We start from the raw sequence: 22718 nt of genomic DNA on the forward strand, positions 1-22718 counted from the left end.
CGGGTCCATCTACTGGAGCCCCGCCACCGGAGCCCACGAAATACACGGCTCAATCGGCGGACACTACGCCGAACTCGGCGGCCCAGCCGGCTTCCTGGGCTTCCCCCTCACGGACGAGACAGGAACCCCTGACGGCGTTGGCAGGTTCAATCACTTCGCCGGGGGCTCGATTTACTGGAGCCCCGCCACCGGAGCCCGCGAGGTGCATGGAGCCATCCGGGCCCAGTGGGCTGCCCTCGGTTGGGAACACAGCAGGCTCGGCTACCCGATCAGCGACGAGTACGGCATAACAGGCGGGCGCCGGAGCGATTTCCAGCACGGTTCAATCCTGTGGCATGAGGCCAGCGGCAGGATTGAGGTCATCAACGCCAATATCCCCGCGGCGCTCCTGGGCATGGACCTTGAGCGCCTTCCGGCCACGCAGAAGGTTGTCGCGCTCACCTTCGACGCCGGCGCGAACGACGCAGGCCTTCGATCGATCCTCGCCACCCTGGCAGCGAACGGCGTGCCGGGCACGTTCTTCCTCACCGGGGAATGGGTCGGCCAGTTCCCCTCCGACCCGGCGCTGATCTACAACGCGGGACACAGGATCGGCAACCACTCCATGACCCACCCTGACTTCACCACCCTGACCGATGCCCAGATCGCGGCCGAAATCAGCGGCGCGCAGAGGGCCATCGAGGCCGCAGGGGGCGACCCGCTCCCGTTCTTCCGCTTCCCGTTCGGCGCCCGCAATTCCCGAACGATCGCAGACGTCAACGCCGCCGGCTACGCGGCAATCCGGTGGACCGTTGACACCCTGGGCTGGCAGGGCACCATGAATGGAACGCGTGGCCCCGGCTTCGTCGTCCAACGCGTCATGGCCTCCGCGCAGCCCGGGGAAATCGTCCTGATGCACCTCGGCTCGAACCCCGACGACAGCTCAACGCTCGATGCTGCGGCGCTCCCGCAGGTGATCTCCCAACTCTGGGCGGCGGGCTACGGCTTCGTCACCATCGACGCCGCCCTCGGCTGACTGTCCCCGGGGCCCGGTACCGCCCAGGACACCCCCAACCGGACAAATCACCTCCGGGGTGAGTTGTCCAAATGAAGGTGCGCGCGGCAAGGAATGGCCAGGAACCCAAAAAAGCGGAAAGCGCCGGAGAAATTCTCCGGCGCTTTCCGCTTTTTGGTCGGGCTGACAGGATTTGAACCTGCGACCCCTTGACCCCCAGTCAAGTGCGCTACCAAGCTGCGCTACAGCCCGCTGGTTCCGCCGTTCTCCGCTGAAATCAACCCGAAGGTTTTTATCAGCAGTCCGGCCGAACCACCTAGAAGAGCTTACACGATCCGGAGGGGTGCCTGTGACACTTTCCGGTGATCAGCCCCAAGGTGTGTCGCAATTAACGCTTCCGGCCACGCTTCTCGCGGACGCGCATGCTCACCTCGATGGGCGTGCCCTCGAATCCGAAGGTCTCGCGCAGGCGCCGCGTGATGAAGCGGCGGTACCCGGGATCCAGGAACCCGGTGGTGAACAGCACGAACTTCGGCGGACGGCTGGAGGCCTGGGTGCCGAAGAGGATGCGGGGCTGCTTGCCGCCGCGGACCGGGTGCGGGTGTGCGGCGACGAGCTCACCCAGGAAAGCGTTGAGGCGCCCGGTGGGAATGCGCCGGTCCCAGTTCTCCAGGGCCAGGTCCAGGGCCGGGACCAGGCGGTCCTTGTGCCAGCCCGTCTTTGCGGAGATGTTGACCCGCGGCGCCCAGTCGACGTGCGCCAGGTCCTGTTCGATTTCGCGTTCCAGGTAGCGGCGGCGTTCGTCGTCCAGCAGGTCCCACTTGTTGAAGGCCAGGACCAGGGCGCGGCCGGATTCGATGGCCAGCTGGAGGATGCGGACGTCCTGTTCGCTGAGGACCTCATCGACGGCAAGGAGCACGACGGCGACCTCCGCCTTCTCGAGCGCGGCCTGCGTCCGGAGGGAGGCGTAGTAGTCCGCGCCCTGCGCCATGTGCTGGCGGCGGCGGATGCCGGCGGTGTCCACGAAGCGCCAGGTGCGGCCACCGAGCTCGATGAATTCGTCCACGGGGTCGCGGGTGGTGCCGGCAGTGTTGTCCACCACCACGCGCTCGGATCCTGCCAGTTTGTTCAGCAGCGAGGACTTGCCCACGTTCGGGCGGCCAATCAGTGCGATGCGCCGCGGACCGCCGGAGCGTTCCACGCCTTCAACGGTGGAGAACTCGGGCAGGACATCCATGACGTGGTCCAGGAGGTCGGCCACGCCGCGTCCGTGCAGGGCTGACACCGGGTAGGGCTCGCCGAAGCCAAGGCCCCAGAGTGCTGCGCTGTCGGCTTCCTGGGCAAAGTCGTCCACTTTGTTGGCCACCATGATGACCGGCTTCTTGCTGCGGCGCAGCATCTTCATGACGCCTTCATCCGTGGCTGTGGCGCCCACGGCGGAGTCCACCACGAATAGGACGGCGTCGGCAAGTTCAACTGCCATCTCGGCCTGCTCCGCAACCCGGGCGTGGATGCCGCGGGCGTCATGTTCCCACCCTCCGGTGTCCACCAGGGTGAAGTTGCGGCCGTTCCAGTTCGCGGAGTACATCACGCGGTCGCGGGTAACGCCGGGGGTATCCTCAACCACTGCTTCGCGGCGGCCCAGGATGCGGTTCACCAGGGTGGACTTGCCCACGTTGGGACGGCCGATGATGGCCAGTACGGGGTCCAGCTTGAGGGGGCCTTCGAGGTCCTCATCGCCGTACTCGCCGCTCAGCAGGGCGGCGTCGTCCTCGTCAAGCTCGTAGTCCTCCAGGCCCGCGCGGAGCGAGGCGGCACGAAGCTCCGCTTCGTCGTCACCAATCGCTGCCAAGCGTTCGGCAACCTGGTCGGTGCCGGTGGGGGTGTACTCGTCGTCGGCGCCGGAGTGCCCGGTAGCCTGGGTGGTGTCGCTCATTGCACTGTCCTTAGTGGTCATCTGCCGGCGTCCCCGGCTACTGCTGTCAAGTCTTGGTGGCCAGCGGATGGCAAGGGCTGCCCGCTGAGTTGAATGGTGTCCTGGACGTGCCCTGCCAGCGCTGCACGGATGTCCTGCGCGGCCCTGTCCATTGAAGCACGGCCGGTTTCGCCGGCGCGGCGGGCCAGGGTAAGGGCCGCTCCGAAGCTGACGTGGAAGCGGCGCCCGGGCCGTGGAACAAAGTTCAGGTGCTCATCGCCCTGACGGGTGCCCAGGATGGCTACCGGCACCACGGGCGCCCCGGAGTTCAGCGCCAGCCACGCCACTCCGCCGTTAATGTCCGCGGCTGCGCCGCTCCCCCGCGTCCCTTCCGGAAGAATCCCAACGCAGCGCCCGGCGTCGAGCACGTCTTTGCAGCGCTGCAGCGCTGCACGGTCGCCGCGGCGGTCCACGGGCAGCTGCCCGGACGCGGTGAGCACCCGGCCGAGCAAGCCCTTGAACATCTCCTGCTTCACGAGGATGTGCATGGGCCGCGGCGCGGCGCCGAACATCACCGGCCCGTCCAGGAAGCTGATGTGGTTGCCTGCGAAGATCACCGGGCCGCCCGTGGGCACGTTGGTCCTGCCGGTCACGGTGGTCCGGTAGACCAGGTGGTCGAGGATCCATCCCACCGGTCGGCTCCATGCCATGGTCAGCCCGGACGGCAGGCCGGTGCCGGCGTCAGTCACGGTTGAGGACCTTGGTGACAATCACGAGGGCAGCATCCACGGTCTGTTCGAAGTCCAGGTCCGAGGAATCCAGCGTCACCACGCCGGAGGCGGCCTGGGTGAAGTTCACTACGGTGGAGTCCTTGGCGTCCCGGTGCGTGACTTGGGCAGCCAGCTGCTCGGCGTCCTGCGTCCCGCCCAGTTGGAGGCCGCGCCGGCGCAGCCGGGCTTCTTCGCTTGCGGTAAGAAGCATGCGCACCTCGGCACCGGGCGCGACGACGGTGGTGATGTCCCTGCCTTCCACCACCATCCGGCGGTGGTGTTTTTCGATCAGGTCCCGCTGCCGCCGGATCAGTTCGGTCCGGGCGCCGAGGGTGGTGGCGACGGCGCTGACGGCGGCCGAGATGGCCGGCTCCCGGATGGCGTCCGTGACGTCCACGCTATCCACCCGGACATACTCCTCCAGGGGGCTGGTGCTCAGTTCAAGGACAAAGTCCCGGGAGGCCTGCTCCACAGCAGCACCGTCTTCGAGATCGATGCCTTCGGTGACGCAGTACCAGGTCAGGGCCCGGTACATGGCACCAGTGTCCAGGTAGGCCAGCCGGAGCCTGCGGGCAACTTCCTTGCTCACGCTGGACTTTCCGGAGCCGGACGGCCCGTCGATGGCCACCACCAGCGGGCGGCCGATACGCAGGGCGCGCATGGATTCGAGGAGTTCCTGTGTCATTACTGAAGTACCCGCCATCCGCGGTCGTTAAGGGCTTCGATCAGGTGGTCGTGCTTGTTCGGCAACACGGAGATTTCAACCATACCTACGTTTTGGCCCGACGAGTGGTCCAGCCGCATGTCCTCCAGGTTGACGCCGATCTCGCCGATCTCGGTCAGCAGCTGGGCGATCTGGCCGGGCTTGTCGTCCACCAGGACGGTGAGCCACGCGTAGGCCTGAGGGGGTCCGCCGTGTTTCCCGGGGATCCGCGCCTGTCCGGCGTTTCCCTCGCTGATGAGCTGGGCGAGGTCCAGCCTGGCTCCGGGCGCGGCGGGGTTCTCCAACGTGCCGATCAGCCGGTTCAGGTCGTCCCGGACACCGTAGAGGATCTCCACCACCTTGGCCGCGTTGCCGCCCAGGATCTGGACCCACAGGGTGGGGTCGCTTGCTGCGATCCTGGTGACGTCGCGCAGGCCGTTGCCCGCCAGGGACAGTGCGTGCAGCGGAGTCCCCTGCAGCCGGCTGGCGAGCAGCGATGACATGACCTGGGGCAGGTGCGAGACCAGGGCCACCGCTTCATCGTGCTCGTCGGCGGTGAACTGCGAGACGACGGCCCCAAGGTCGGAGGCGAGCGAGCGGGCCACCTGCAGCGCGTGGCCGGAGGTTTCCTCCGAGGGGCACAGCACCCACGGCATGGAGGTGAAGAGCTCGCCGCGTGCAGCTACAGGGCCGGACTTTTCGCGTCCTGCCATGGGGTGCGTCCCGACGTAGCGGGACAGGTCGACGCCGGATTCCCGCAGCCGGGCCAGGATCTCCGCCTTAACGCTGGCGATATCGACAACCACGGCATCCGGGTAGTCGGACAGCGCGGCAAGGACGACGCCGGCCGTGACATCCGGCGGAGCGGCCACCACTACCAGCTGCGGCGACGCGCCGCCCAGTTCCGGGAGCGGGCGGCCGGCACCGATGTCCACGGCCACCGCCTGGTTGGTGGGCGACGGGTCCGAAAGGAACACGGGCACCCCGCGCCCCCGCAGGCCCAGCCCAATGCTGGTTCCCAGCAGTCCGGTACCAATGACCACCACCGGACCATCCAGGTGGCCGCGGCCCTGGCTTTTGAACGCGGACATGCCTCAGAGCCCTACGGATGCCAGCAGGTGGCCGACTTCCTGCTTGCCCAGGTTGCGGATGCTGCCCTGGCGCTGGTCGCCGAGCCCGATGGGGCCCACCTTGACGCGGACCAGCCGCTGGACCGGGAAGCCAACAGCATCGAAGAGCCGGCGGACAATCCTGTTCTTGCCGGAGTGGAGCACCACCTCGATCAGCACGTGGCCGGGCGTGGAGTCCACCAGGCGGAAGGAGTCGACCGAAGCGAAGCCGTCTTCCAGTTCGACGCCCGCCTTCAGCTGCGCGCCGACGCCCTGCGGGAACGGTCCGCGGACCTGTACCAGGTAGGTCTTGGGTACCTCGTAGGAAGGGTGGGTCAGCCGGTTGGCGAGTTCGCCGTCGTTGGTCAGCAGCAGCAGGCCCTCGGTGGCGACGTCGAGCCGGCCAACGTGGAAGAGGCGTTCGCCGGTGTTCTTGTTGTTCTTCAGGAAGTCGCTGATGCAGGGCCGGCCTTCGGGGTCCTCCATGGTGGACACCACGCCCTTGGGTTTGTTGAACACCATGTAGACCAGGTTTTCGTCCAGTTGGATCCGCAGTCCGTCAACGTGGATGACGGCAGTCTTGGGGTCTACGCGGACACCGAGTTCGGTTACCACCTGGCCGTCGACTTCGACCCGGCCCTCGGCGATCATCTCCTCGCAGACGCGCCGGGACGCAACACCTGCTGAGGCCATGACCTTCTGGAGGCGCACGCCGTCGGCATCATGGAGTTCGGACTGGGGAACGCTGCCCCGGGGGCCTTTCTTCCGGGCAGGCTTGCGGACCGGACCCAGGTTCTGGCCGAAGCGTTCGCTGCCGAAGGCGCGCGACGCGGCTGCACCGGGAGCGCCGGTACGCGGCTTGGGCTTGGGGGCACCGGGCGTGCCGGGGGCCTTCTTGGCGCCGGGCTTGCGGGCAGCGGGCTTGCGTGAGGACGGCTTGGCACCCCGGGCAGCTTCGGCTCCGCGGCCCTGCTGGTCCCCTGCAAGGTCGGGATCGATGAAGCGCTCTTCGCGCGGCTTGGGCGCGCGGTGCGGGCGGTCGGCGCCGAATCCTGAGGCACGCTTGCCCGCTCCCCCGGCGCGGGAGCCCCCGCTGAAGCTGCCGCCCTGTGCCGGGTTGCGCTGCGAACTGTTGCGTTCGTTTCCGCTGCGTCCCGAACCGTTACGTGGTGAACCCTGGCGTCCCGCCTGTGTCATGACCCGTCCTTCAATATGTTTTGGCCGGCTGAGATGTCCAAAGACAACCTTAGCCAGCCGCGCAGACTTCGTCTGCCCTGATAAATAACCCTTGCTGGATGGACTGGTGCAGGCAGGGGTTGTCCTGCCTACATCGTCTCGGCGTCGTAGAACTCTGCGATCCCGTCGAGCCCCGGAAGGTGCGGCGACAGTTGGGGCAGGTCCCCCACTGAACTGATCCCCATCCGTTCGAGGAAATACGAGGTAGTCCGGTAGAGGATTGCGCCGGACTCGGGATCCGTTCCCGCGTCCTCGATCAGCCCGCGCTGGGCCAGCGTCCGTACGACAGAGTCAACATTGACTCCGCGAATTGCAGACACGCGCGCCCGGGAAACGGGCTGGCGGTACGCGATGACTGCCAGTGTTTCCAACGCCGCCTGGGTAAGCCTGGCAGTCTGCCCCTCGAGCACGTACTTGCCCACAATGTCGGCAAATTCCGCGCGGGAGTAGATGCGCCAGCCACCGGCGATGTTCCGCAATTCAAAACCCCGGGGACTGGATCCGATACCAGCGCTGCTGGCACTCTCCACCTCCGGGGCTTTAACAGTATAGCCGTTATACTCGCGCTCCAGTTCGGCCAGCAGGGAGCGGACCGCGTTGACCGTCAGCCCTACCCCGGCGGCCAGCTCCTCCTCGGTGGCGGGCTCGTCCAGAACCATGAGGACCGCTTCCAGGGCAGCCTTTGCCCCGCCGGGCAGGTGGGCGAAGTCCGGCCCGTAGCCGGTGTCGTCCTGATGCTGCGTATCCGGCGACGGGTTCACAGTTGCTCCTCGAATTCTTCGCTCAGGTTTTCCGCCGACCAGTCCGGGCGGTCGGCCGTCCAGTGGACGGCGAGGTCCGCCAGCGGGGACAGTTGGTCGAATGAGACGGCCCGGTCCCGGAACAGTTCCAGGAGGGCCAGGAACCGGGCCACCACCACCAGGGTGGAGCCGGCATCGGCAATCAGGGACCGGAAGGTCAGCGGCGATTCCTCCCGAAGCCTGCGGCCCAGCACTTCGGCCTGTTCCTTGACGCTGACGTTGCTGCCGTGGAGGTGGCCGAGCGCCACTTGCGGCGGCTGCGCAGGCGCCTTGGGCCGCAGCGCCGCCTCGGCCAGGGCAGCGAACTGGTGGGGGGTGTGCTTCCAGACGAGTTCGGGAAGCATGGCCGCAAAATGCCCTTCGAGAGCCACCTGGCGTGGAAAGCGGCGCCCTTCCTGGTCCAGGGTTTCGCCCAGGATTCCCGCCACTTGCTTGAAGGCCTTGTACTGGAGCAACCGGGCAAAGAGCAGGTCCCGCGCCTCCAGCAGGGCGATGTCCTCGTCGTCGTCGACTTCACCGGCCGGGAGAAGCCGGGCCGCCTTGAGGTCGAGGAGGGTAGCGGCTATCACCAGGAACTCGCTTGCCTCGTCCAGGGCCCATTCTTCACCGAGCTGCTGCAGCTTGCGGATGTACTTGATGAACTCGTCAGTAACCGTGGCGATGGCTACCTCGGTGATGTCCAGCTGGTGCTTGGCAATCAGTCCCAGGAGGAGATCGAACGGACCCGTGAAGTTGGCCAGCCGCACCTCGAAGCCGGGCTTGGATTCGGCCACGGCGAAGTTAGGGTGCGCCGCCGCGGGAGATCAGCTCCTTGGCGAGCCGGCGGTAGGCGTCGGCACCCACGTGGTTTCCGGCATAGCTGGTGATGGGCTCGGCTGCCACGGTGGCATCGGCAAATTTGATGGAGCGCTTGATCACGGTCTCGAAGACCTTGTCACCGAACGCCTCCACCAGCCGGGTGATCACTTCGCGGCTGTGCAGGGTCCGGGCGTCGTACATGGTGGCCAGCACGCCGTCCACCTGCAGCCGCGGGTTCAGCCGGTCCTGCACCTTGTCGATCGTTTCCACCAGGAGGGCCACGGCACGCAGGGCGAAGAACTCACAGATGAGTGGAATGATGACGCCGTGGGCCGCTGTGAGGGCGTTAACGGTCAGGAGGCCCAGGGACGGCTGGCAGTCGATAAGGACAACGTCGTAGTCGTCTTCGACCTTCTTCAGGGCACGGTCCAGGACCTGTTCGCGCGCCACCTCATTGACCAGCTGCACTTCTGCCGCGGAAAGGTCGATGTTGGCCGGCAGCAGGTCGACGTTTTCGACGCCGGTCTGGTGGATGGCGTCGCGGATATCCACCTTGCGGTCCATGAGGACGTTGTACACGGTGAGGTCAAGCTCGTGCGGGTTGACGCCGAGGCCTGCGGACAGCGCACCCTGCGGGTCGAAGTCCACCAGCAGGACCCGCCGGCCGTACTCGGCGAGCGCGGCGGCCAGGTTGATGGTGGAGGTAGTCTTCCCGACGCCGCCCTTCTGGTTGACCATGGCGATGACGCGGGCCGGACCGTGGGAGGGCAGCGGCGCAGGTTCCGGGAACTCGCGGTATGGGCGTCCCGTGGGGCCCATCACCGCGTTTTCCAGGTCGAATTCCGTGCCTTCCAGAGTTGCCGAACCCTGTTCGCTGCTCACGTATCTGTCCACACTTTCGATGACGGTGATTTCCTGCCGCTGGCGTACCAGCGCCGTTCGTTCTGCTCCCTAGGTTACAGCGCCCGACACGGTATTCGACGGAACTTGACTTTCCGCGGATGTTGAGCCTTGACCCTCTAGCTGAGGTCGAAGGTTGGGTTTCGGAGGAAACGGAAAACCGCCCCCGCAGCGTGGCTGCGGGGGCGGTTTCGCGTCGCGTGGGCGGCTGGGGCTAGGCCTTGGCGGCTTCCCGTGCGCCTTCTTCCTTGGGTGCCATCTCGCCGTGGCCGGCGATCATGGTCTGCTCGTCGAACGGAACTTCGCCGGAGAGGACGCGGGCGACCTGGCCGCCGTCGATCTCCTTGACCCAGGTGCCCACCAGGACGGTGGCCACGGCATTGCCGGTGAAGTTGGTCAGCGCGCGGGCCTCTGACATGAAACGGTCGATGCCGACGATGATGCCCACTCCCCCGAGCAGTTCGGGACGGTGTGCCTGCAGGCCGGCTGCGAGGGTGGCCAGGCCGGCGCCGGTGACGCCTGCGGCACCCTTGGAGGCGATGATCATGAAGACCAGCAGGGAGATCTGGGCGCCGAGGTCCAGCGGGGTGCCCATGGCGTTGGCCACGAACAGGGACGCCATGGTCAGGTAGATGGCGGTGCCGTCCAGGTTGAAGGAGTAGCCCGTGGGAACGGTGACGCCCACGACCGGCTTGGAGACGCCGAGGTGTTCCATCTTGGCGATCAGGCGGGGCAGTGCCGCTTCGGAGGATGAGGTGGAGAAGATGATGAGGTATTCGCGGGCCAGGTACTTCATCAGCTTGAAGATGTTCACGCCGGCCACCACCTGCAGCAGGCCGCCCAGGATGACCACGATAAACAGTGCGCAGGTGATGTAGAAGGCGATCATCAGGGTGAACATGCTCACGATGGCCTGGACGCCGGTGGCACCGACGACGGCGGCGATGGCGCCGAAGGCGCCAACCGGGGCGAGCCACATGATCATGATCAGGATGCGGAAGACGAGGGCCTGGGCGTGGCCGATGGCCTTGAGGATCGGGGTGCCCTGGGCGCCCATCTTCTGCAGGGCGAAGCCAACCAGGATCGCGGCCAGCAGGGTGGGCAGTACCGGAATGTCGCTGGGAATGATGCCCAGCAGGAAGTCCACGGTGCTGTCCGTGGCGGCCTTCTTGTTGGGATCGTAGGGCGTCAGCTTCAGGCCTTCACCCGGGTGGATCAGGTTGCCCACCACCAGGCCGATGGCCAGTGCGAACGTGGACATGATGATGAAGTAGCCCAGGGCGAGGCCGCCCACCTTGCCGACGGTGGCCGCCTTGGCGATGGAGCCGATGCCCAGGACGATGGTGCAGAAGATGACCGGCGCGATCATCATCTTGATGAGCTTGACGAAGCCGTCACCGAGGGGTTTGAGCGACTTGCCGACCTCCGGGAAGAGCAGGCCCACCACCGCGCCGAGGACGACGGCGGCGATGACGGCAATGTAGAGGTAGTGGGACTTGTCCAGTCCCTTGCGCCGCGGCGTCGCGGTCTCGAGCGACTCTCCTCGTTGAGAAGCCATGATGTGTCTCCTTGTGGATATTCTGATAGACGCTGCGGCGCAGTCTCTGGGCTCAACACGTCCGTGCAATGTGATATCCATCATTGGGCACCCCGTGATCCAGCTCACCGTTGCGTTCATATTGGTCGCAGCACCCCGGGTTCAGATGGAGGCAGCATGATCCACCGCTGGAGTATCGCCCGCCGGCTCTTCCTGGCGAACCTGCTGATCGTCATATCCTTCATCGCCATCGTGGGAACTGCGGCCTACGTGGATGCGCGGGACCGGACATATGACGAAGCCGGCCGGCGCATGGAAGGGGTGGCCGCCTCCATCGCGGCAAATCCCCTGGTTCTCCAGGCCGCGGCCACGCCCGACCCGTCCGCCCTCCTGCAGCCTTATGCCAAAGACGTCACCAGCGCCGCCCACATCGATTTCATCACCATCATGGCTCCGGACCGGACCCGCTGGACGCACCCCCGGGACGAGGAGCTGGGCCGCCCGTACATTGGTTCAATCGACGTTGCCTTGCAGGGCCGGCCATTCACCGAAGTCACCGCCGGCACGCTTGGCCCTTCGGTCCGGACGATTGTTCCGGTCAAGGACGCGGCGGGAACGGTCAAGGCCCTGGTGGCAGCCGGGGTGACTGTCCGCAGCGTCGACGTTGCCTTCACCGGCCGCCTGCCGGTCCTGCTCGCCGTCGGCATCGCCTTGCTGGTGGGCGGGTCCCTTGCGTCCTGGCTGCTGGGCAGGTACCTCCGCCGGGTGACGCGCGGCTGGGGACCGGAGCAGCTGGCGCAGCTGTTCACCTACTACGAATCAGTCCTGCACTCGGTCCGCGAGGGCCTGATCCTCATCGATGCCAGGAAGCGCGTGGTGATGTACAACGACCAGGCTGCCGAGCTCCTTGGCCTGGCCGACACGGGCAGCAACGACCCCACCCGGCCCCCGTCGCTGGCGGACCTCCCGCTGGACAGCGAACTGCGGACCCTGTTCGAATCCGGGCGCACCACCAAGGACGAGATGGTTCTTACCGGTTCCCGCGTGCTGGTGGTCAACCAGGGGCCGGCCAAGGGCCCGGAATCCCCCGCGGCGCGCGGGAAGGTTCCCGTCTACGGAACGGTGGCCACCCTCAGGGACCGGACGGAGATCGAGGCGCTCGGCAACGAACTGCAGACCATGCGTACCCTGTCCGACGCGCTGCGGGCCCAGACCCACGAACACGCCAACCGGCTGCACACCATGGTCTCGCTCCTGGAGCTTGGCCGTACCGGGGAAGCCCTCGATTTTGCCACCCAGGACCTGGCCTTGAGCCAGCAGCTGACGGACGACATGGTGAGCTCGATTGATGAACCGGTGGTGGGCGCCCTGGTGATGGGCAAGGTGGCCGAGGCCCACGAGCGGGGCGTCCAGCTGGACGTTTCCACCCTCGGCTCCGGCGCGGCACCCGGGGTGGCCGTGCAGGACCTGGTGACGATCCTGGGAAACCTGCTGGACAACGCCATCGACGCGGCCGCGGACGCGCCGCCCCCACGCCGCGTGGTGCTGACGCTGGAGGCGGACGACGAGGGGCTGGACATCGCCGTGAACGATTCCGGGGCCCCCATCGATCCCGGAGACTCGGAAAAAATCCTCCGGCACGGATTCAGCACCAAGCCTGCCGGATCGGGCGGCCGCGGCATCGGCCTGGCACTGGTCCGGCAGGCGGTGCAGCGTTTGGGCGGTACGCTGGCCATTAACGGCCGGCGCGGCGCCAAGTTCGAAGTTTTCCTGCCTGCGGCGGTGTCCGCGGAGAAGGAGCACAGACAGTGAGCAGCATCCGGGTCCTGGTCGTCGAAGACGAGGCCATCGCTTCGGCGGCCCACGCCGCCTACGTGGGGCGGCTGGAAGGTTTCGAGCTGGCGGGGACCGCACCGGACGGCCAGTCCGCACTGCGGCTCCTGAACGAATTCGTTGCTGCGGACACGCCGGTGGAACTTGTCCTGCTGGACATGAACCTGCCCGACCTTCATGGCCTGGACATCGCCCGGCGGATGCGGTCGGCCGGGATCCTGGCGGACATCATCGCCATCACCGCCGTGCGTGAGCTGGCCATTGTCCGCAGCGCCGTTGCCATCGGCGTGGTCCAGTACCTCATCAAGCCGTTCACATTCGCCACTTTCTCCGACAAGCTGGAGAACTACCGCCAATTCCGGCAGCAACTGGCGGATCCGGGCAACGGTCCCGGCAAGGGCGGCGCCTCGCAAAGCGAGGTGGACCAAGCGTTCGCCAGCCTCCGGGCGCCGTCGGAGCTCCCGCTCCCGAAAGGCCTTTCCACCTCAACCCTCGGCTCAGTCCAGGAGTTCCTCCGGGGGCAGCCCGACCCAGTGTCCGCCACCGAGGTCATGGATTCGCTCGGCATGTCCCGCGTGACGGCGCGGCGCTACCTGGAGTACCTGGCCGACGCCGGCACCGTTTCCCGGACCGCCCGCTACGGGACTCCGGGACGGCCGGAAAACGAGTACCGCTGGAACGCCCGCTGACCCATTCCCTGGCTGGATTTCCCGGCCGTGCCGTCAGCGGGCGTCCGTCCCGCCCCGGAGGGCGCCGATCAGCTGGTCGATAACGCCGGGATCGTCGATGGTGGAGGGCACCGTGTACTCGTCGCCGTCGGCGATCTGGCGCATGGTCTTGCGCAGGATCTTGCCGGACCGGGTCTTGGGCAGGGCATCCACCACCGTCACATGCTTGAAGTCCGCCACGGCACCGATGTCCCGCCGGACCAGTGCCACCAGGTCCTTGGCCAGGACGTCTTCAGGAATGTCGACCCCGGATTTGAGCACCACGTAGCCGCTGGGGCGCTGGCCCTTGAGGGGGTCGGCGAGCCCGATCACGGCGCACTCGGCAACCGCGGGGTGCTGGCCGATCACCTGTTCCATGGCGCCGGTGGACAGCCGGTGGCCGGCAACGTTGATGATGTCGTCGGTGCGGCCCATGACGAACAGGTAGCCGTCCTCGTCCCGGTAGCCGGAATCGCCGGTGGCGTAGAAGCCGTCGAAAGCCTGGAGGTAGGACGAGATGAACCGTTCGTCGTTTCCCCACAGGGTGGCAAGGGTGCCCGGCGGCAAGGGCAGCCCCAGCACGATGTTGCCCTCGGTCCCCGGTTCCACTTCCCCGCCCCCGCCGTCGAGGATCTGCAGCCGGAACCCTGGCATTGGAACGGTTGGGGAACCTGCCTTGATAGGCAGCGGCTCCAGTCCCCGCGGATTGGCGCAGATGGCCCAGCCGGTCTCGGTCTGCCACCAATGGTCCACCACCGGCACACCCAATATCCGGGAGGCCCAGTGGAATGTGTCCGTGTCCAGCCGCTCACCGGCGGCGAAGAGCGTCCGCAGGCTGGAGACATCGTAGTTTCGCAGCAGCGTTGCTTCGGGATCGGCCTTGCGGATGGCCCGCAATGCGGTGGGGGCGGTGAACAGCACGTTGACACGGTGGTCCTGCACCACGCGCCAGAACGCCCCGGCGTCGGGCGTGCCGACCGGCTTTCCTTCGTACATCACGGTGGTGGCCCCTGCCAGCAGCGGCCCGTAGACGATGTAGGAGTGCCCCACCACCCAGCCGACGTCCGACGCAGTCCACATCACGTCGCCGGGGCCGATGCCGTAGATATTTTCCATGGTCCAGCGCAGGGCGACGGCGTGGCCGCCATTGTCGCGGACCACCCCCTTGGGGGCGCCGGTGGTCCCGGAGGTGTAAAGGATGTAGAGCGGGTCCGTTGCCTTCACGGCGACGGGGGCCACGGGCTGGGCCGAGTCCATGGCCGTGTCCCAATCCAGCCAGCCTGCGTGGTCCGACGCCGCCGATGCGAAGCCGTCGCGTGCCTTGACCAGCACGGGGATCTCCGGGGCGCCGGCCAGCCCAAGGGCTTCGGCGACCGCCGGGAGGTACTCGATGCGCCGAGCCGGTTCGATGCCGCCGGACGCGGTGACAACCGCAGCGGGGGCGGCATCACGGATGCGCGCGGCAAGCTCCTTGGGTGCGAAGCCGCCAAAAACCACTGAGTGCACCGCACCCAGCCGGGCGGTGGCCAGCATGGCAACGGCGGCTTCCGGGATCATGGGCATGTAGATCACCACGCGGTCCCCCTTGCCGACGCCGTGGCTCCGCAGCACGCCGGCGAAGCGTGCCACGAGGTCCGTAAGCTCCGCATACGTGTAGCGCTGCTGCGTTCCCAGCATGGCCGAGTCATGGATCAGGGCATCCTGCCCTCCGCGGCCTTCTTCCACGTGCCGGTCCAGGGCGTTATAACAGGTATTCAGTGCTCCATCGGGGAACCAGCTGTACAGCGGCGCCCGGCTGGAGTCCAGGGCCCGGCCCGGCGGAGACGTCCAGGAGATCTTTTGCGCTGCCTCCAGCCAAAATTCCTCGGGCTGTTCGACACTGCGCCGGTAGCTGTCCCGGTAGCTGTTGGTGACCATGAGGGGTATCCCGTCCACGACGTTGTGATGCAGCCCATGGTAGACGCCGGCAGGGCCGAGAACAAGCCCTTTGTATACAGACATCGGCTGCTTTCCTGGCTTTTTCGGAAATGCTGGCTTCAATTCAGCTACCGTGTATACACTGATCATGTCACCAAGGAAGGAGGACACCATGCGAGCCAGCGACAAGGCCTATGCGGCCCTGCGGGACGACATCATCGAGTGGCGCCTTGCGCCCGGCACCGTCCTGGCCGAGGTGGAACAGTCCGAACGCCTTGGCGTCTCGCGCACTCCGCTGAGGGAGGCGCTGGGGCGCCTCACGGCGGAAGGGCTCACGACGGCGGGCGGCCGCGGCGTCGTCGTCACCGACATCTCCCTGGAGGACATCGACGAACTGTTCGAACTCCGCCAGACCCTGGAGGGCAAGGCCGCGGCACTGGCCGCCCGGCGCGGGGACACCGCCACCTTCGAGCGCCTGCAGTGCGAACTGATCAATGCTCCCGCGCTGATCAACGGCGGGGACCCTGCCCTGCATGACTACTACGAACTGGTGGGCAGGCTGGACACAGCCATCGATGCCGCCATCTCCAACTCCTACCTGGCCCAGGCCATGCGCAGCCTGCGCGTGCACCTGGTCCGGATCCGCCGCCTGGCCGCCGACGACGCCAACCGCCTGACTGCCGCGGCAGCCGAGCACGCCGCCATCGCGGAGGCCATCGCCGCCGGCAACCCGGCACTCGCCGAGGCGGCCACCATCGTCCACCTGCACCGCAGCCTCTCCCACGTCAAAGCGACCCACGCATCCCACCCGAAGGAGCACCATGGTTAAGGAACACCACGTCCGCGTCTACAAGAGCGAAGAAAACCTCCCCCGCGAGGACCAGCTTGCCTACAAGATCGCCCAGGTGGCGGCAGATCCCGTCGCCGTCACGGACGAAGTGACAGACATGGTGATCAACCGCATCATCGACAACGCCTCGGTGGCCATTGCTTCCCTGAACCGCGCCCCGATCGTCGCGGCCCGTGCGCAGGCGCTCACCCACGGACCCAGCACCGGCGGCAAGGGCTCCAAGGTCTTCGGCATCGAGGAACGGGTGGCACCGGAATGGGCTGCCTGGGCCAACGGGGTGGCCGTCCGCGAACTCGACTACCACGACACCTTCCTCGCCGCCGACTACTCCCACCCCGGCGACAACATTCCCCCGATCCTCGCCGTGGCCCAGCATGTTGGGTCCAGCGGGCACGACCTCATCCGCGGCATCGCCACCGGCTACGAAATCCAGGTCAACCTGGTCAAGGCCATCTGCCTGCACAAGCACAAGATCGACCACGTCGCCCACCTCGGCCCCTCTGCTGCCGCCGGCATCGGCACCCTGCTGGGCCTCGACGTCGAGACCATCTTCCAGTCGGTGGGCCAGGCGCTGCACACCACCACCGCCACCCGGCAGTCCCGCAAGGGCGAGATCTCCACCTGGAAGGCCCACGCCCCGGCATTCGCCGGCAAGATGGCCATCGAATCCGCCGACCGAGCCATGCGCGGCCAAACGTCACCGGTGCCGATCTACGAAGGCGAAGACGGCGTCATCGCCTGGCTCCTCGACGGTCCCGACGCGTCGTACATGGTTCCCCTCCCCACCCCGGGCGAAGCCAAGCGGGCCATCATGGACACGTACACCAAGGAACATTCGGCCGAGTACCAGGCGCAGGCGTGGATCGACCTGGCCCGCAAGCTTCACCGGGAACACCCCGAGGTGACCGACCCGGCCAACGTCGAATCGGTGCTGATCAAGACCAGCCACCACACCCACTACGTGATCGGCTCCGGCGCCAACGACCCGCAGAAGTACAGCCCCACCGCCAGCCGGGAAACCCTGGACCACTCCATCCCCTACATCTTCACCGTCGCCCTGCAGGACGGCGCCTGGCACCACGTGGACTCCTACGCGCCGGCACGCGCCGCACGGCCCGACACCGTGGAGCTGTGGCACAAGGTGGCCACCGTGGAGGACGCGGAGTGGACCCGCCGGTACCACTCCCTGGACATCGCGGAGAAGGCCTTCGGCGGCTCCGTGGAGATCACGCTGAAGGACGGCACCGTCATCACCGACCAGATCGCCGTCGCCGACGCGCACCCGCTGGGCGCCCGGCCGTTCGCCCGCGAGCAGTACGTCAACAAGTTCCGGACCCTCGCGGCAGGACTGGTGGAGGAGGCGGAAATCGAAAGGTTCCTCGCCGCCGTCGAACGCCTCCCCGAATTGGCCGCCGGCGAGCTGGACCAGCTGAACATCACGGCAGCGCCCGGGGTCATCGACCTGGCGGCGGCACCGAAGGGACTCTTCTGATGCTGTATTCGAAGACCACCCCGGAACAGAAGCGGATCCGGTTCCGGGAACTGCTGTCCTCCGGCACCATCACGCAGTTCCCGGGCGCATTCAACCCGCTCTCAGCCCGGCTCATCGAGGAGAAGGGCTTTGCCGGGGTCTACATCTCCGGCGCCGTCCTGGCCAACGACCTGGGTCTTCCGGACATCGGGCTGACCACGCTGACCGAGGTGGCCACCCGGGCAGGCCAGATCGCCCGCATGACCGACCTGCCCTCGATCGTCGACGCCGATACCGGCTTCGGTGAGCCGATGAACGTGGCCCGCACCGTGCAGGAACTCGAGAACGCCGGCCTGGCCGGCTGCCACATCGAGGACCAGTTCAACCCGAAGCGCTGCGGCCACCTGGACGGCAAGAACGTGGTGGATTTGGATACTGCCACCAAGCGGATCCGGGCCGCAGCGGACGCGCGCCGCGATCCGAACTTCCTCATCATGGCCCGCACCGATATCCGGGCCACCGACGGCCTGGAGGCGGCGCAGCAGCGGGCCAAAGCCCTGGTCGAAGCCGGCGCAGACGCGATCTTCCCCGAGGCCATGAAGGACCTCAGCGAGTTCAAGGCCATCCGGGACGCCGTGGACGTGCCGATCCTGGCCAACATGACCGAGTTCGGCAAGAGCGCACTGTTTACCGTGGACGAACTGGCCGGTGTGGGCGTGAACATGGTCATTTATCCGGTCACCCTGCTCCGTAGTGCCATGGGCGCTGCTGAGCGTACTCTGGAATCGATCAAATCCGACGGCACCCAGGAGGCACAGGTTCCAAGCATGCTGACCCGTGCCCGGCTCTACGACCTCGTTGACTACGAGGCCTACAACCACTTTGACACCGGGGTCTTCAATTTCCGGATCCCCGGAACCTGACATCCCGCCCTGGCACCACACCGGAACGCCGGCATTTGCCGGACACCAGGCTTTAGGAACAAAGGAGTTTCAGCAATGGCTGAAAATGAGATCAAAAAGGGCCTTGCCGGGGTCGTGGTGGACTACACCGCCGTCTCGAAGGTCAACCCTGACACCAACTCTCTGCTCTACCGCGGCTACCCGGTCCAGGAGCTGGCCGCCCGGTGCAGCTTCGAGGAAGTGGCCTACCTGCTGTGGAACGGCGAGTTGCCCACCACGGAGCAGTTGGCGGAGTTCACCGCGAGGGAGCGCGCGGGCCGTGCCCTTGACCCGGTGGTCAAGCAGGTCATCGACGCGTTGCCGGTAACCTCGCACCCGATGGATGTCTGCCGGACCGCGGCCTCCGTGATGGGGGCCCGGCACCCGCAGGCAGAGGACTCCTCACGCGAGGCCAACATGGCCAAGGCCGTTGACCTGTTCGCCGCCATGCCCGCGGTGGTGGCCTACGACCAGCGCCGCCGCCACGGCCAGGACCTCGTGGAGCCCCGGGATGACCTGGGCTACTCGGCGAACTTCCTGTGGATGGCCTTCGGCGAGGAACAGGTCCCGGAAGTGGTGGAGGCCTTCAACGTCTCGATGATCCTGTACGCGGAGCACTCGTTCAACGCTTCCACGTTCACCGCCCGGGTGATTACGTCCACGCTCTCTGACCTGCACTCCGCGGTAACCGGAGCCATTGGCGCCCTCAAGGGTCCGCTGCATGGCGGAGCGAACGAAGCCGTGATGCACACGTTCGACGAGATCGGCATCCGGCAGGAAGAGTCCCTCGAGGAAGCGGCGGCACGGGCGAAGGCCTGGATGGAGGATGCCCTGGCCCAGAAGAAGAAGGTCATGGGCTTCGGCCACCGCGTCTACAAACACGGCGATTCCCGGGTTCCCACCATGAAGGCCGCCCTGGACAAGATGATCGCCCACTACGGCCGCCCTGAGCTGCTGGGGCTGTACAACGGCCTGGAAACGGCGATGGACGAGGCAAAGGCCATCAAGCCGAACCTGGACTACCCGGCCGGGCCCACCTACCACCTGATGGGCTTCGACACCCCCACGTTCACTCCCCTGTTCGTGGCCAGCCGCATCACTGGCTGGACCGCGCACATCATGGAACAGCTGGACTCGAACTCGCTGATCCGGCCGTTGAGCGAATACAACGGTGTGGAGGAGCGGCACCTGGCCTAGCGTTTGGCGGGAATGTCCGACGGCGGGACAGGCACTTTGGTGCTTATCCCGCCGTCGGCGTTTACGTCCGGGTGGGCCCCGCCTAGCCCAGGAGGCTGCGGGAGGAGGCAACCGACTCGTTGTCCGTGGCCATGGTGACCACCACGTTGACCCGCCGGCCTTCCAGGACCACCGGAAGCCAGTGGTCCGCGTCCTGCCACATCCGGTCCACGGGGAGGGTGTCCACGCGGAACCAGCCGGGCAGGATCTCTTCGCTGGGTTCCGGCTCTCCCTCCCAGGTGCGGGCCGTGAACAGGCTGGTTCTCATGTCCCATTCCGGCCGGGCCGGGAAGACGAAGTGCACGCTGCCGGCGTCACGGAGGTCCTCCTGCCGCAGGACCACCCCGGTTTCTTCGAGGACTTCCCGCACCACGGCCTGCGCGTGCGACTCCCCCGGTTCCACATGGCCGCCGATACCTACGATTTTGCCTTTGCCGAATCCTGTCTGTTTGAGGCCCAGGAGGACCTCGGAACCGTTCTCCCCATCGCGGAGAAGGAAGCAGAGGGTCACGGCGGCTGCGGTCATGGCTCCAGCTTAACCTCACGCCGGACGCCGGAGAGCGGCCCGGTGCCCGCAGCCGTTGCTACAGTGAGCCCATGAGCACGGCAGGCGGGGAACGGTCCACGCCCACTCCAGGTGTCCGCACCCCGGGCCGCCGCGCCTTTCGCCTGCCCGCCTGGCTGGTGCGGAGTCCGCTGTACGCCGGGTGGCTATGGACCGGGGCCTGGGCAGTGCTGATCCTCGCCGACGAATTCCTGGACCTGGCGGGCTGGGCCTGGTACGCGTGCGTGGGGATGGCTGCGCTGCCCACCCTGGTGTGCACGGTGGCAGTACTCAATGCCACGCCGCGCCTATACCTGCGGCCGGCGCGGGAGTCCGTGCTATCGCATTTTTTCGTCCGGTTCCTGGCGCTGACTGCCGCCTTCCTGGTCTGGGGCATCTCGGTGGTGGCCAGCGCCTCGATTTCGACCACGGTGCAGGCGCTTGCCGGTGACTCGGAGCGGGCGGTCACCTCGCTGGGCCTGAATCTCCTCGTGGCCGCCGTTCCGTTGGTTGTGTCCGTGCTGTGGATGGCCCTGATCGTCCGCTGCGCCTGGTTCCTTGCCCGGCTCCGCGGCTGGCACCAGGCGCCCGGGAATTCGCGCGTCCCGGCAAAATTCCTGCGGCGTTCACCGGAGCTCCGGCGGGTGGTCATCGGCCTCGCCCACCCTGGCCTGCTCGTGGTGGCGGGGCTGGGCACCACCATCCTGGCCCTGTTCCTCAGCGGGCTGGAGCTGACGCTCAACCTGATGGAGTAGTTGCCTTCAGGTGCTAGCCCAGCGCCCGGGGGTGGGCCGCGGCATAGATTTCGCGCAGTGTGTCGGCGGTGACCAGGGTGTAGACCTGGGTGGTGGTCACGGATGCGTGGCCCAGCAGTTCCTGCACCACGCGGACGTCTGCGCCGCCTTCCAGCAGGTGGGTGGCGAAGGAGTGGCGCAGGGTATGCGGTGACACGTCGCGGGTGATGTTGGCCTTCTCCGCCGCTGCCTTCAGGATGGTCCAGGCACTCTGGCGGCTGATCCGTCCGCCGCGGGCATTGAGGAACAGCGCGGGCGTGCCTTTGCCCTTGGCGGCCAGCAACGGGCGCCCGCGGACCAGGTAGGCATCCAGCGCCCGGGCCCCATAGGAGCCCAGCGGCACCAGGCGTTCCTTCGACCCCTTGCCGAACAGCCGGACGATCGCGGGCCCGGCTCCCGGTTCGGCGAGGGAAATATCGTCGACGTCCAGTCCCACCGCTTCGCTGATCCTGGCCCCGGTGGAGTACAGGAATTCGAGCAGGGCGCGGTCCCTCAGCCCGGTGGCGGTGTCAGTTCCCGCCGCCTCGAGGATGCGGGTCACCTCGTCGACGCTGATGGCTTTGGGGAGCCTTTTGCCAGCCACGGGCGGGTGTACCTCGCTGGCCGGATCCGCCGTGGTGTGCCCCTCCAGGGCCCAGAACTTGTGCAGCCCGCGGACGGCAACCACGGTCCGGGCGGCGGAACGCACACCCAGGGCCGAGCCGCCGTCGGACCCGTCCGAAAGGGCACGGACGTACCCTGTCACGTGGTGCCGGGTGATGTCACCGGGACGTGTGCAGCCGGCGGCCGCGAGGTAGCGGGCGTACCTGGCCAGGTCCCGCCGGTAGGCTGCGAGGGTGTTCGCGGCCAGCCCGCGTTCGACGCCGAGGTGCTGCAGGTAGTCGGTGATTCCACGGTCGATCGCGGCGGGGACGGCCCCGGCTGCTGCTTTGTCCGCTGAAGCGGCGTCCGGGACCGGTTCGGCCTCCGGGACCGCTTCAGCCGATGGACCAGGCACCATCAGCGCTGGCTGGGGTGGGCCGGCCAGGGGGCGTCGGCGGGGCGGAGTCCCTCATAGCTGGACGAGCGGGCGGCCGCGGCGGCAAGGATCCCGACGACGGCGGAGGGGTTGTGCAGGCGGCCGGCCAGGACCGAGGCCACGGCATCGTCCAGGCTGATCCAGTGGAATTCGATCTCCGCTTCCTCGTCCGTCCGCTCGTGGCGTTCGTGGTGCGGCACCTCGGTGAGGTCGCGGGCCAGGTAGATGCGGATGGCCTCACTGGACGAGCCGGGGGAATTGAAGACATCGGCCAGGACGTTCCAGGTTCCTGCCGCCAGGTCCGCTTCTTCGGCGAGTTCCCGGGCCGCCCCCACCACGAAGTCCTCGCCTTCGACGTCCAGCAGGCCCGCGGGGACTTCCCAGAGGTCCATGCCAACGGGGTGCCGGTACTGCTTGAGCAGCAGGACCTGGCCTTCGTCGTTCATGGGCAGGACGGCGACAGCGCCCGGGTGGTCGATGTAGTCGCGGGTGAGGGCATCCCCGGACTCGGAGAGCTGGAAGGTGTCACTGACGACGTCCCAGATCCTGCCTTGGTAGACCTTCTCCGTGGACAAAAGACGGCGCGGGCTTGGTGCGTCCGAAACCTGTTTGGCAGGGGTGGCTTCAGGTGTACCAGGCATCGCG

General features: G+C 67.1%; 20 protein-coding genes, 1 tRNA gene and 1 pseudogene. 8 read left to right on the forward strand and 14 right to left on the reverse strand.

Annotation, left to right across the window (positions count from 1 at the left end; translation table 11 throughout):
- On the forward strand, positions 1-1015 hold a 1015-nt coding region (locus ACFVTD_RS19745; RefSeq protein ID WP_387566429.1), incomplete at its 5' end, for a polysaccharide deacetylase family protein.
- 154 nt (positions 1016-1169) lie between these two features.
- On the opposite strand, the gene ACFVTD_RS19750 is transcribed toward ACFVTD_RS19745, so the two are convergent.
- The 10 genes and pseudogenes from ACFVTD_RS19750 to ACFVTD_RS19795 form a co-directional block, all read right to left on the reverse strand.
- A tRNA-Pro gene (locus ACFVTD_RS19750) sits at positions 1170-1246 on the reverse strand.
- A 136-nt stretch (positions 1247-1382) separates the two neighbouring features.
- On the reverse strand, positions 1383-2930 hold the full coding sequence (gene der / locus ACFVTD_RS19755; RefSeq protein ID WP_141160902.1) for a ribosome biogenesis GTPase Der: 1548 nt from the start codon (positions 2928-2930) through the stop codon (positions 1383-1385).
- A gap of 10 nt (positions 2931-2940) precedes the next feature.
- Positions 2941-3619, reverse strand: a pseudogene (locus ACFVTD_RS19760) (lysophospholipid acyltransferase family protein).
- 31 nt (positions 3620-3650) lie between these two features.
- Positions 3651-4364, reverse strand: a complete 714-nt coding sequence (cmk, locus tag ACFVTD_RS19765; protein ID WP_387566433.1) for a (d)CMP kinase — start codon at positions 4362-4364, stop codon at positions 3651-3653.
- Entirely contained in the window at positions 4364-5473 is a 1110-nt protein-coding gene (locus ACFVTD_RS19770; RefSeq protein WP_387566436.1) for a prephenate dehydrogenase, read from the reverse strand. The genes cmk and ACFVTD_RS19770 overlap by 1 nt, the downstream gene beginning before the upstream one ends.
- A gap of 3 nt (positions 5474-5476) precedes the next feature.
- The gene (locus ACFVTD_RS19775) at positions 5477-6688 is read right to left on the reverse strand and encodes a pseudouridine synthase (RefSeq protein ID WP_387566439.1); all 1212 of its coding nucleotides are present in this window, start codon (positions 6686-6688) and stop codon (positions 5477-5479) included.
- A gap of 128 nt (positions 6689-6816) precedes the next feature.
- Entirely contained in the window at positions 6817-7425 is a 609-nt protein-coding gene (locus ACFVTD_RS19780; RefSeq protein WP_387566498.1) for an SMC-Scp complex subunit ScpB, read from the reverse strand.
- A gap of 59 nt (positions 7426-7484) precedes the next feature.
- Complete coding sequence (locus ACFVTD_RS19785) at positions 7485-8300, reverse strand: segregation and condensation protein A (RefSeq protein WP_387566442.1); 816 nt, start codon at positions 8298-8300, stop codon at positions 7485-7487.
- Positions 8301-8307: 7 nt separating this feature from the next.
- On the reverse strand, positions 8308-9207 hold the full coding sequence (locus ACFVTD_RS19790; RefSeq protein WP_056331794.1) for a ParA family protein: 900 nt from the start codon (positions 9205-9207) through the stop codon (positions 8308-8310).
- Positions 9208-9439: 232 nt separating this feature from the next.
- A complete protein-coding gene (locus tag ACFVTD_RS19795) occupies positions 9440-10783 on the reverse strand; it encodes a cation:dicarboxylate symporter family transporter (protein ID WP_387566446.1) in 1344 nt (447 codons plus the stop codon).
- Positions 10784-10939: 156 nt separating this feature from the next.
- On the opposite strand from ACFVTD_RS19795, the gene ACFVTD_RS19800 reads away from it, so the two are divergent.
- Together ACFVTD_RS19800 and ACFVTD_RS19805 are read left to right on the forward strand one after the other, a co-directional pair.
- Positions 10940-12574, forward strand: a complete 1635-nt coding sequence (locus tag ACFVTD_RS19800) for an ATP-binding protein (RefSeq protein WP_387566449.1) — start codon at positions 10940-10942, stop codon at positions 12572-12574.
- Positions 12571-13284: a response regulator gene (locus ACFVTD_RS19805; RefSeq protein WP_387566452.1), complete on the forward strand. Its 714-nt coding sequence runs from the start codon at positions 12571-12573 to the stop codon at positions 13282-13284. The genes ACFVTD_RS19800 and ACFVTD_RS19805 overlap by 4 nt, the downstream gene beginning before the upstream one ends.
- A 33-nt stretch (positions 13285-13317) precedes the next feature.
- Here ACFVTD_RS19805 and ACFVTD_RS19810 read toward each other — a convergent pair whose 3' ends face one another.
- The gene (locus ACFVTD_RS19810; RefSeq protein ID WP_387566500.1) at positions 13318-15219 is read right to left on the reverse strand and encodes a propionyl-CoA synthetase; all 1902 of its coding nucleotides are present in this window, start codon (positions 15217-15219) and stop codon (positions 13318-13320) included.
- 172 nt (positions 15220-15391) lie between these two features.
- On the opposite strand from ACFVTD_RS19810, the gene ACFVTD_RS19815 reads away from it, so the two are divergent.
- The 4 genes from ACFVTD_RS19815 to ACFVTD_RS19830 all read left to right on the forward strand — a co-directional run bounded on the left by ACFVTD_RS19815 (position 15392) and on the right by ACFVTD_RS19830 (position 19678).
- Positions 15392-16048: a GntR family transcriptional regulator gene (locus tag ACFVTD_RS19815; protein ID WP_387566455.1), complete on the forward strand. Its 657-nt coding sequence runs from the start codon at positions 15392-15394 to the stop codon at positions 16046-16048.
- Positions 16041-17561 (forward strand): MmgE/PrpD family protein, encoded by a 1521-nt coding sequence (locus ACFVTD_RS19820; protein ID WP_387566458.1) that lies wholly within the window; start codon positions 16041-16043, stop codon positions 17559-17561. The genes ACFVTD_RS19815 and ACFVTD_RS19820 overlap by 8 nt, the downstream gene beginning before the upstream one ends.
- Complete coding sequence (gene prpB / locus ACFVTD_RS19825) at positions 17561-18463, forward strand: methylisocitrate lyase (RefSeq protein WP_387566461.1); 903 nt, start codon at positions 17561-17563, stop codon at positions 18461-18463. The genes ACFVTD_RS19820 and prpB overlap by 1 nt, the downstream gene beginning before the upstream one ends.
- Before the next feature lie 75 nt (positions 18464-18538).
- Positions 18539-19678 carry a bifunctional 2-methylcitrate synthase/citrate synthase gene (locus ACFVTD_RS19830; RefSeq protein ID WP_387566464.1) on the forward strand — a complete coding sequence of 380 codons (1140 nt, stop codon included), beginning with the start codon at positions 18539-18541 and terminating at the stop codon, positions 19676-19678.
- 82 nt (positions 19679-19760) lie between these two features.
- Here ACFVTD_RS19830 and ACFVTD_RS19835 read toward each other — a convergent pair whose 3' ends face one another.
- Positions 19761-20243, reverse strand: coding sequence for an 8-oxo-dGTP diphosphatase (locus ACFVTD_RS19835; protein WP_387566466.1), 483 nt, complete (start codon positions 20241-20243; stop codon positions 19761-19763).
- 71 nt (positions 20244-20314) lie between these two features.
- Between ACFVTD_RS19835 and ACFVTD_RS19840 the strand changes: the two genes are divergently transcribed.
- Positions 20315-21016, forward strand: a complete 702-nt coding sequence (locus ACFVTD_RS19840) for a hypothetical protein (RefSeq protein ID WP_387566469.1) — start codon at positions 20315-20317, stop codon at positions 21014-21016.
- 13 nt (positions 21017-21029) lie between these two features.
- Here the strand turns inward: ACFVTD_RS19840 and xerD are convergent, their stop codons facing one another.
- The gene (xerD, locus tag ACFVTD_RS19845; RefSeq protein WP_387566472.1) at positions 21030-22055 is read right to left on the reverse strand and encodes a site-specific tyrosine recombinase XerD; all 1026 of its coding nucleotides are present in this window, start codon (positions 22053-22055) and stop codon (positions 21030-21032) included.
- A complete protein-coding gene (locus tag ACFVTD_RS19850; RefSeq protein ID WP_141160917.1) occupies positions 22055-22714 on the reverse strand; it encodes an NUDIX hydrolase in 660 nt (219 codons plus the stop codon). The genes xerD and ACFVTD_RS19850 overlap by 1 nt, the downstream gene beginning before the upstream one ends.
- Positions 22715-22718 lie beyond the last annotated feature (4 nt).

The organism is Pseudarthrobacter sp. NPDC058119, assembly GCF_042884655.1.
Classification (GTDB): Bacteria; Actinomycetota; Actinomycetes; order Actinomycetales; family Micrococcaceae; genus Arthrobacter.

Excerpts from the sequence above, each read along its gene's own strand:
- ACFVTD_RS19835 (WP_387566466.1), bottom strand. The coding sequence starts at position 20,243 with ATGACCGCAGCCGCCGTGACCCTCTGCTTCCTTCTCCGCGATGGGGAG.
- ACFVTD_RS19800 (WP_387566449.1), top strand. The coding sequence starts at position 10,940 with ATGATCCACCGCTGGAGTATCGCCCGCCGGCTCTTCCTGGCGAACCTG.
- ACFVTD_RS19840 (WP_387566469.1), top strand. The coding sequence starts at position 20,315 with ATGAGCACGGCAGGCGGGGAACGGTCCACGCCCACTCCAGGTGTCCGC.
- der (WP_141160902.1), bottom strand. The coding sequence starts at position 2,930 with ATGAGCGACACCACCCAGGCTACCGGGCACTCCGGCGCCGACGACGAG.
- prpB (WP_387566461.1), top strand. The coding sequence starts at position 17,561 with ATGCTGTATTCGAAGACCACCCCGGAACAGAAGCGGATCCGGTTCCGG.
- ACFVTD_RS19770 (WP_387566436.1), bottom strand. The coding sequence starts at position 5,473 with ATGTCCGCGTTCAAAAGCCAGGGCCGCGGCCACCTGGATGGTCCGGTG.
- xerD (WP_387566472.1), bottom strand. The coding sequence starts at position 22,055 with ATGGTGCCTGGTCCATCGGCTGAAGCGGTCCCGGAGGCCGAACCGGTC.
- ACFVTD_RS19815 (WP_387566455.1), top strand. The coding sequence starts at position 15,392 with ATGCGAGCCAGCGACAAGGCCTATGCGGCCCTGCGGGACGACATCATC.
- cmk (WP_387566433.1), bottom strand. The coding sequence starts at position 4,364 with ATGACACAGGAACTCCTCGAATCCATGCGCGCCCTGCGTATCGGCCGC.
- ACFVTD_RS19810 (WP_387566500.1), bottom strand. The coding sequence starts at position 15,219 with ATGGTCACCAACAGCTACCGGGACAGCTACCGGCGCAGTGTCGAACAG.
- ACFVTD_RS19795 (WP_387566446.1), bottom strand. The coding sequence starts at position 10,783 with ATGGCTTCTCAACGAGGAGAGTCGCTCGAGACCGCGACGCCGCGGCGC.
- ACFVTD_RS19775 (WP_387566439.1), bottom strand. The coding sequence starts at position 6,688 with ATGACACAGGCGGGACGCCAGGGTTCACCACGTAACGGTTCGGGACGC.
- ACFVTD_RS19850 (WP_141160917.1), bottom strand. The coding sequence starts at position 22,714 with ATGCCTGGTACACCTGAAGCCACCCCTGCCAAACAGGTTTCGGACGCA.
- ACFVTD_RS19830 (WP_387566464.1), top strand. The coding sequence starts at position 18,539 with ATGGCTGAAAATGAGATCAAAAAGGGCCTTGCCGGGGTCGTGGTGGAC.
- ACFVTD_RS19820 (WP_387566458.1), top strand. The coding sequence starts at position 16,041 with ATGGTTAAGGAACACCACGTCCGCGTCTACAAGAGCGAAGAAAACCTC.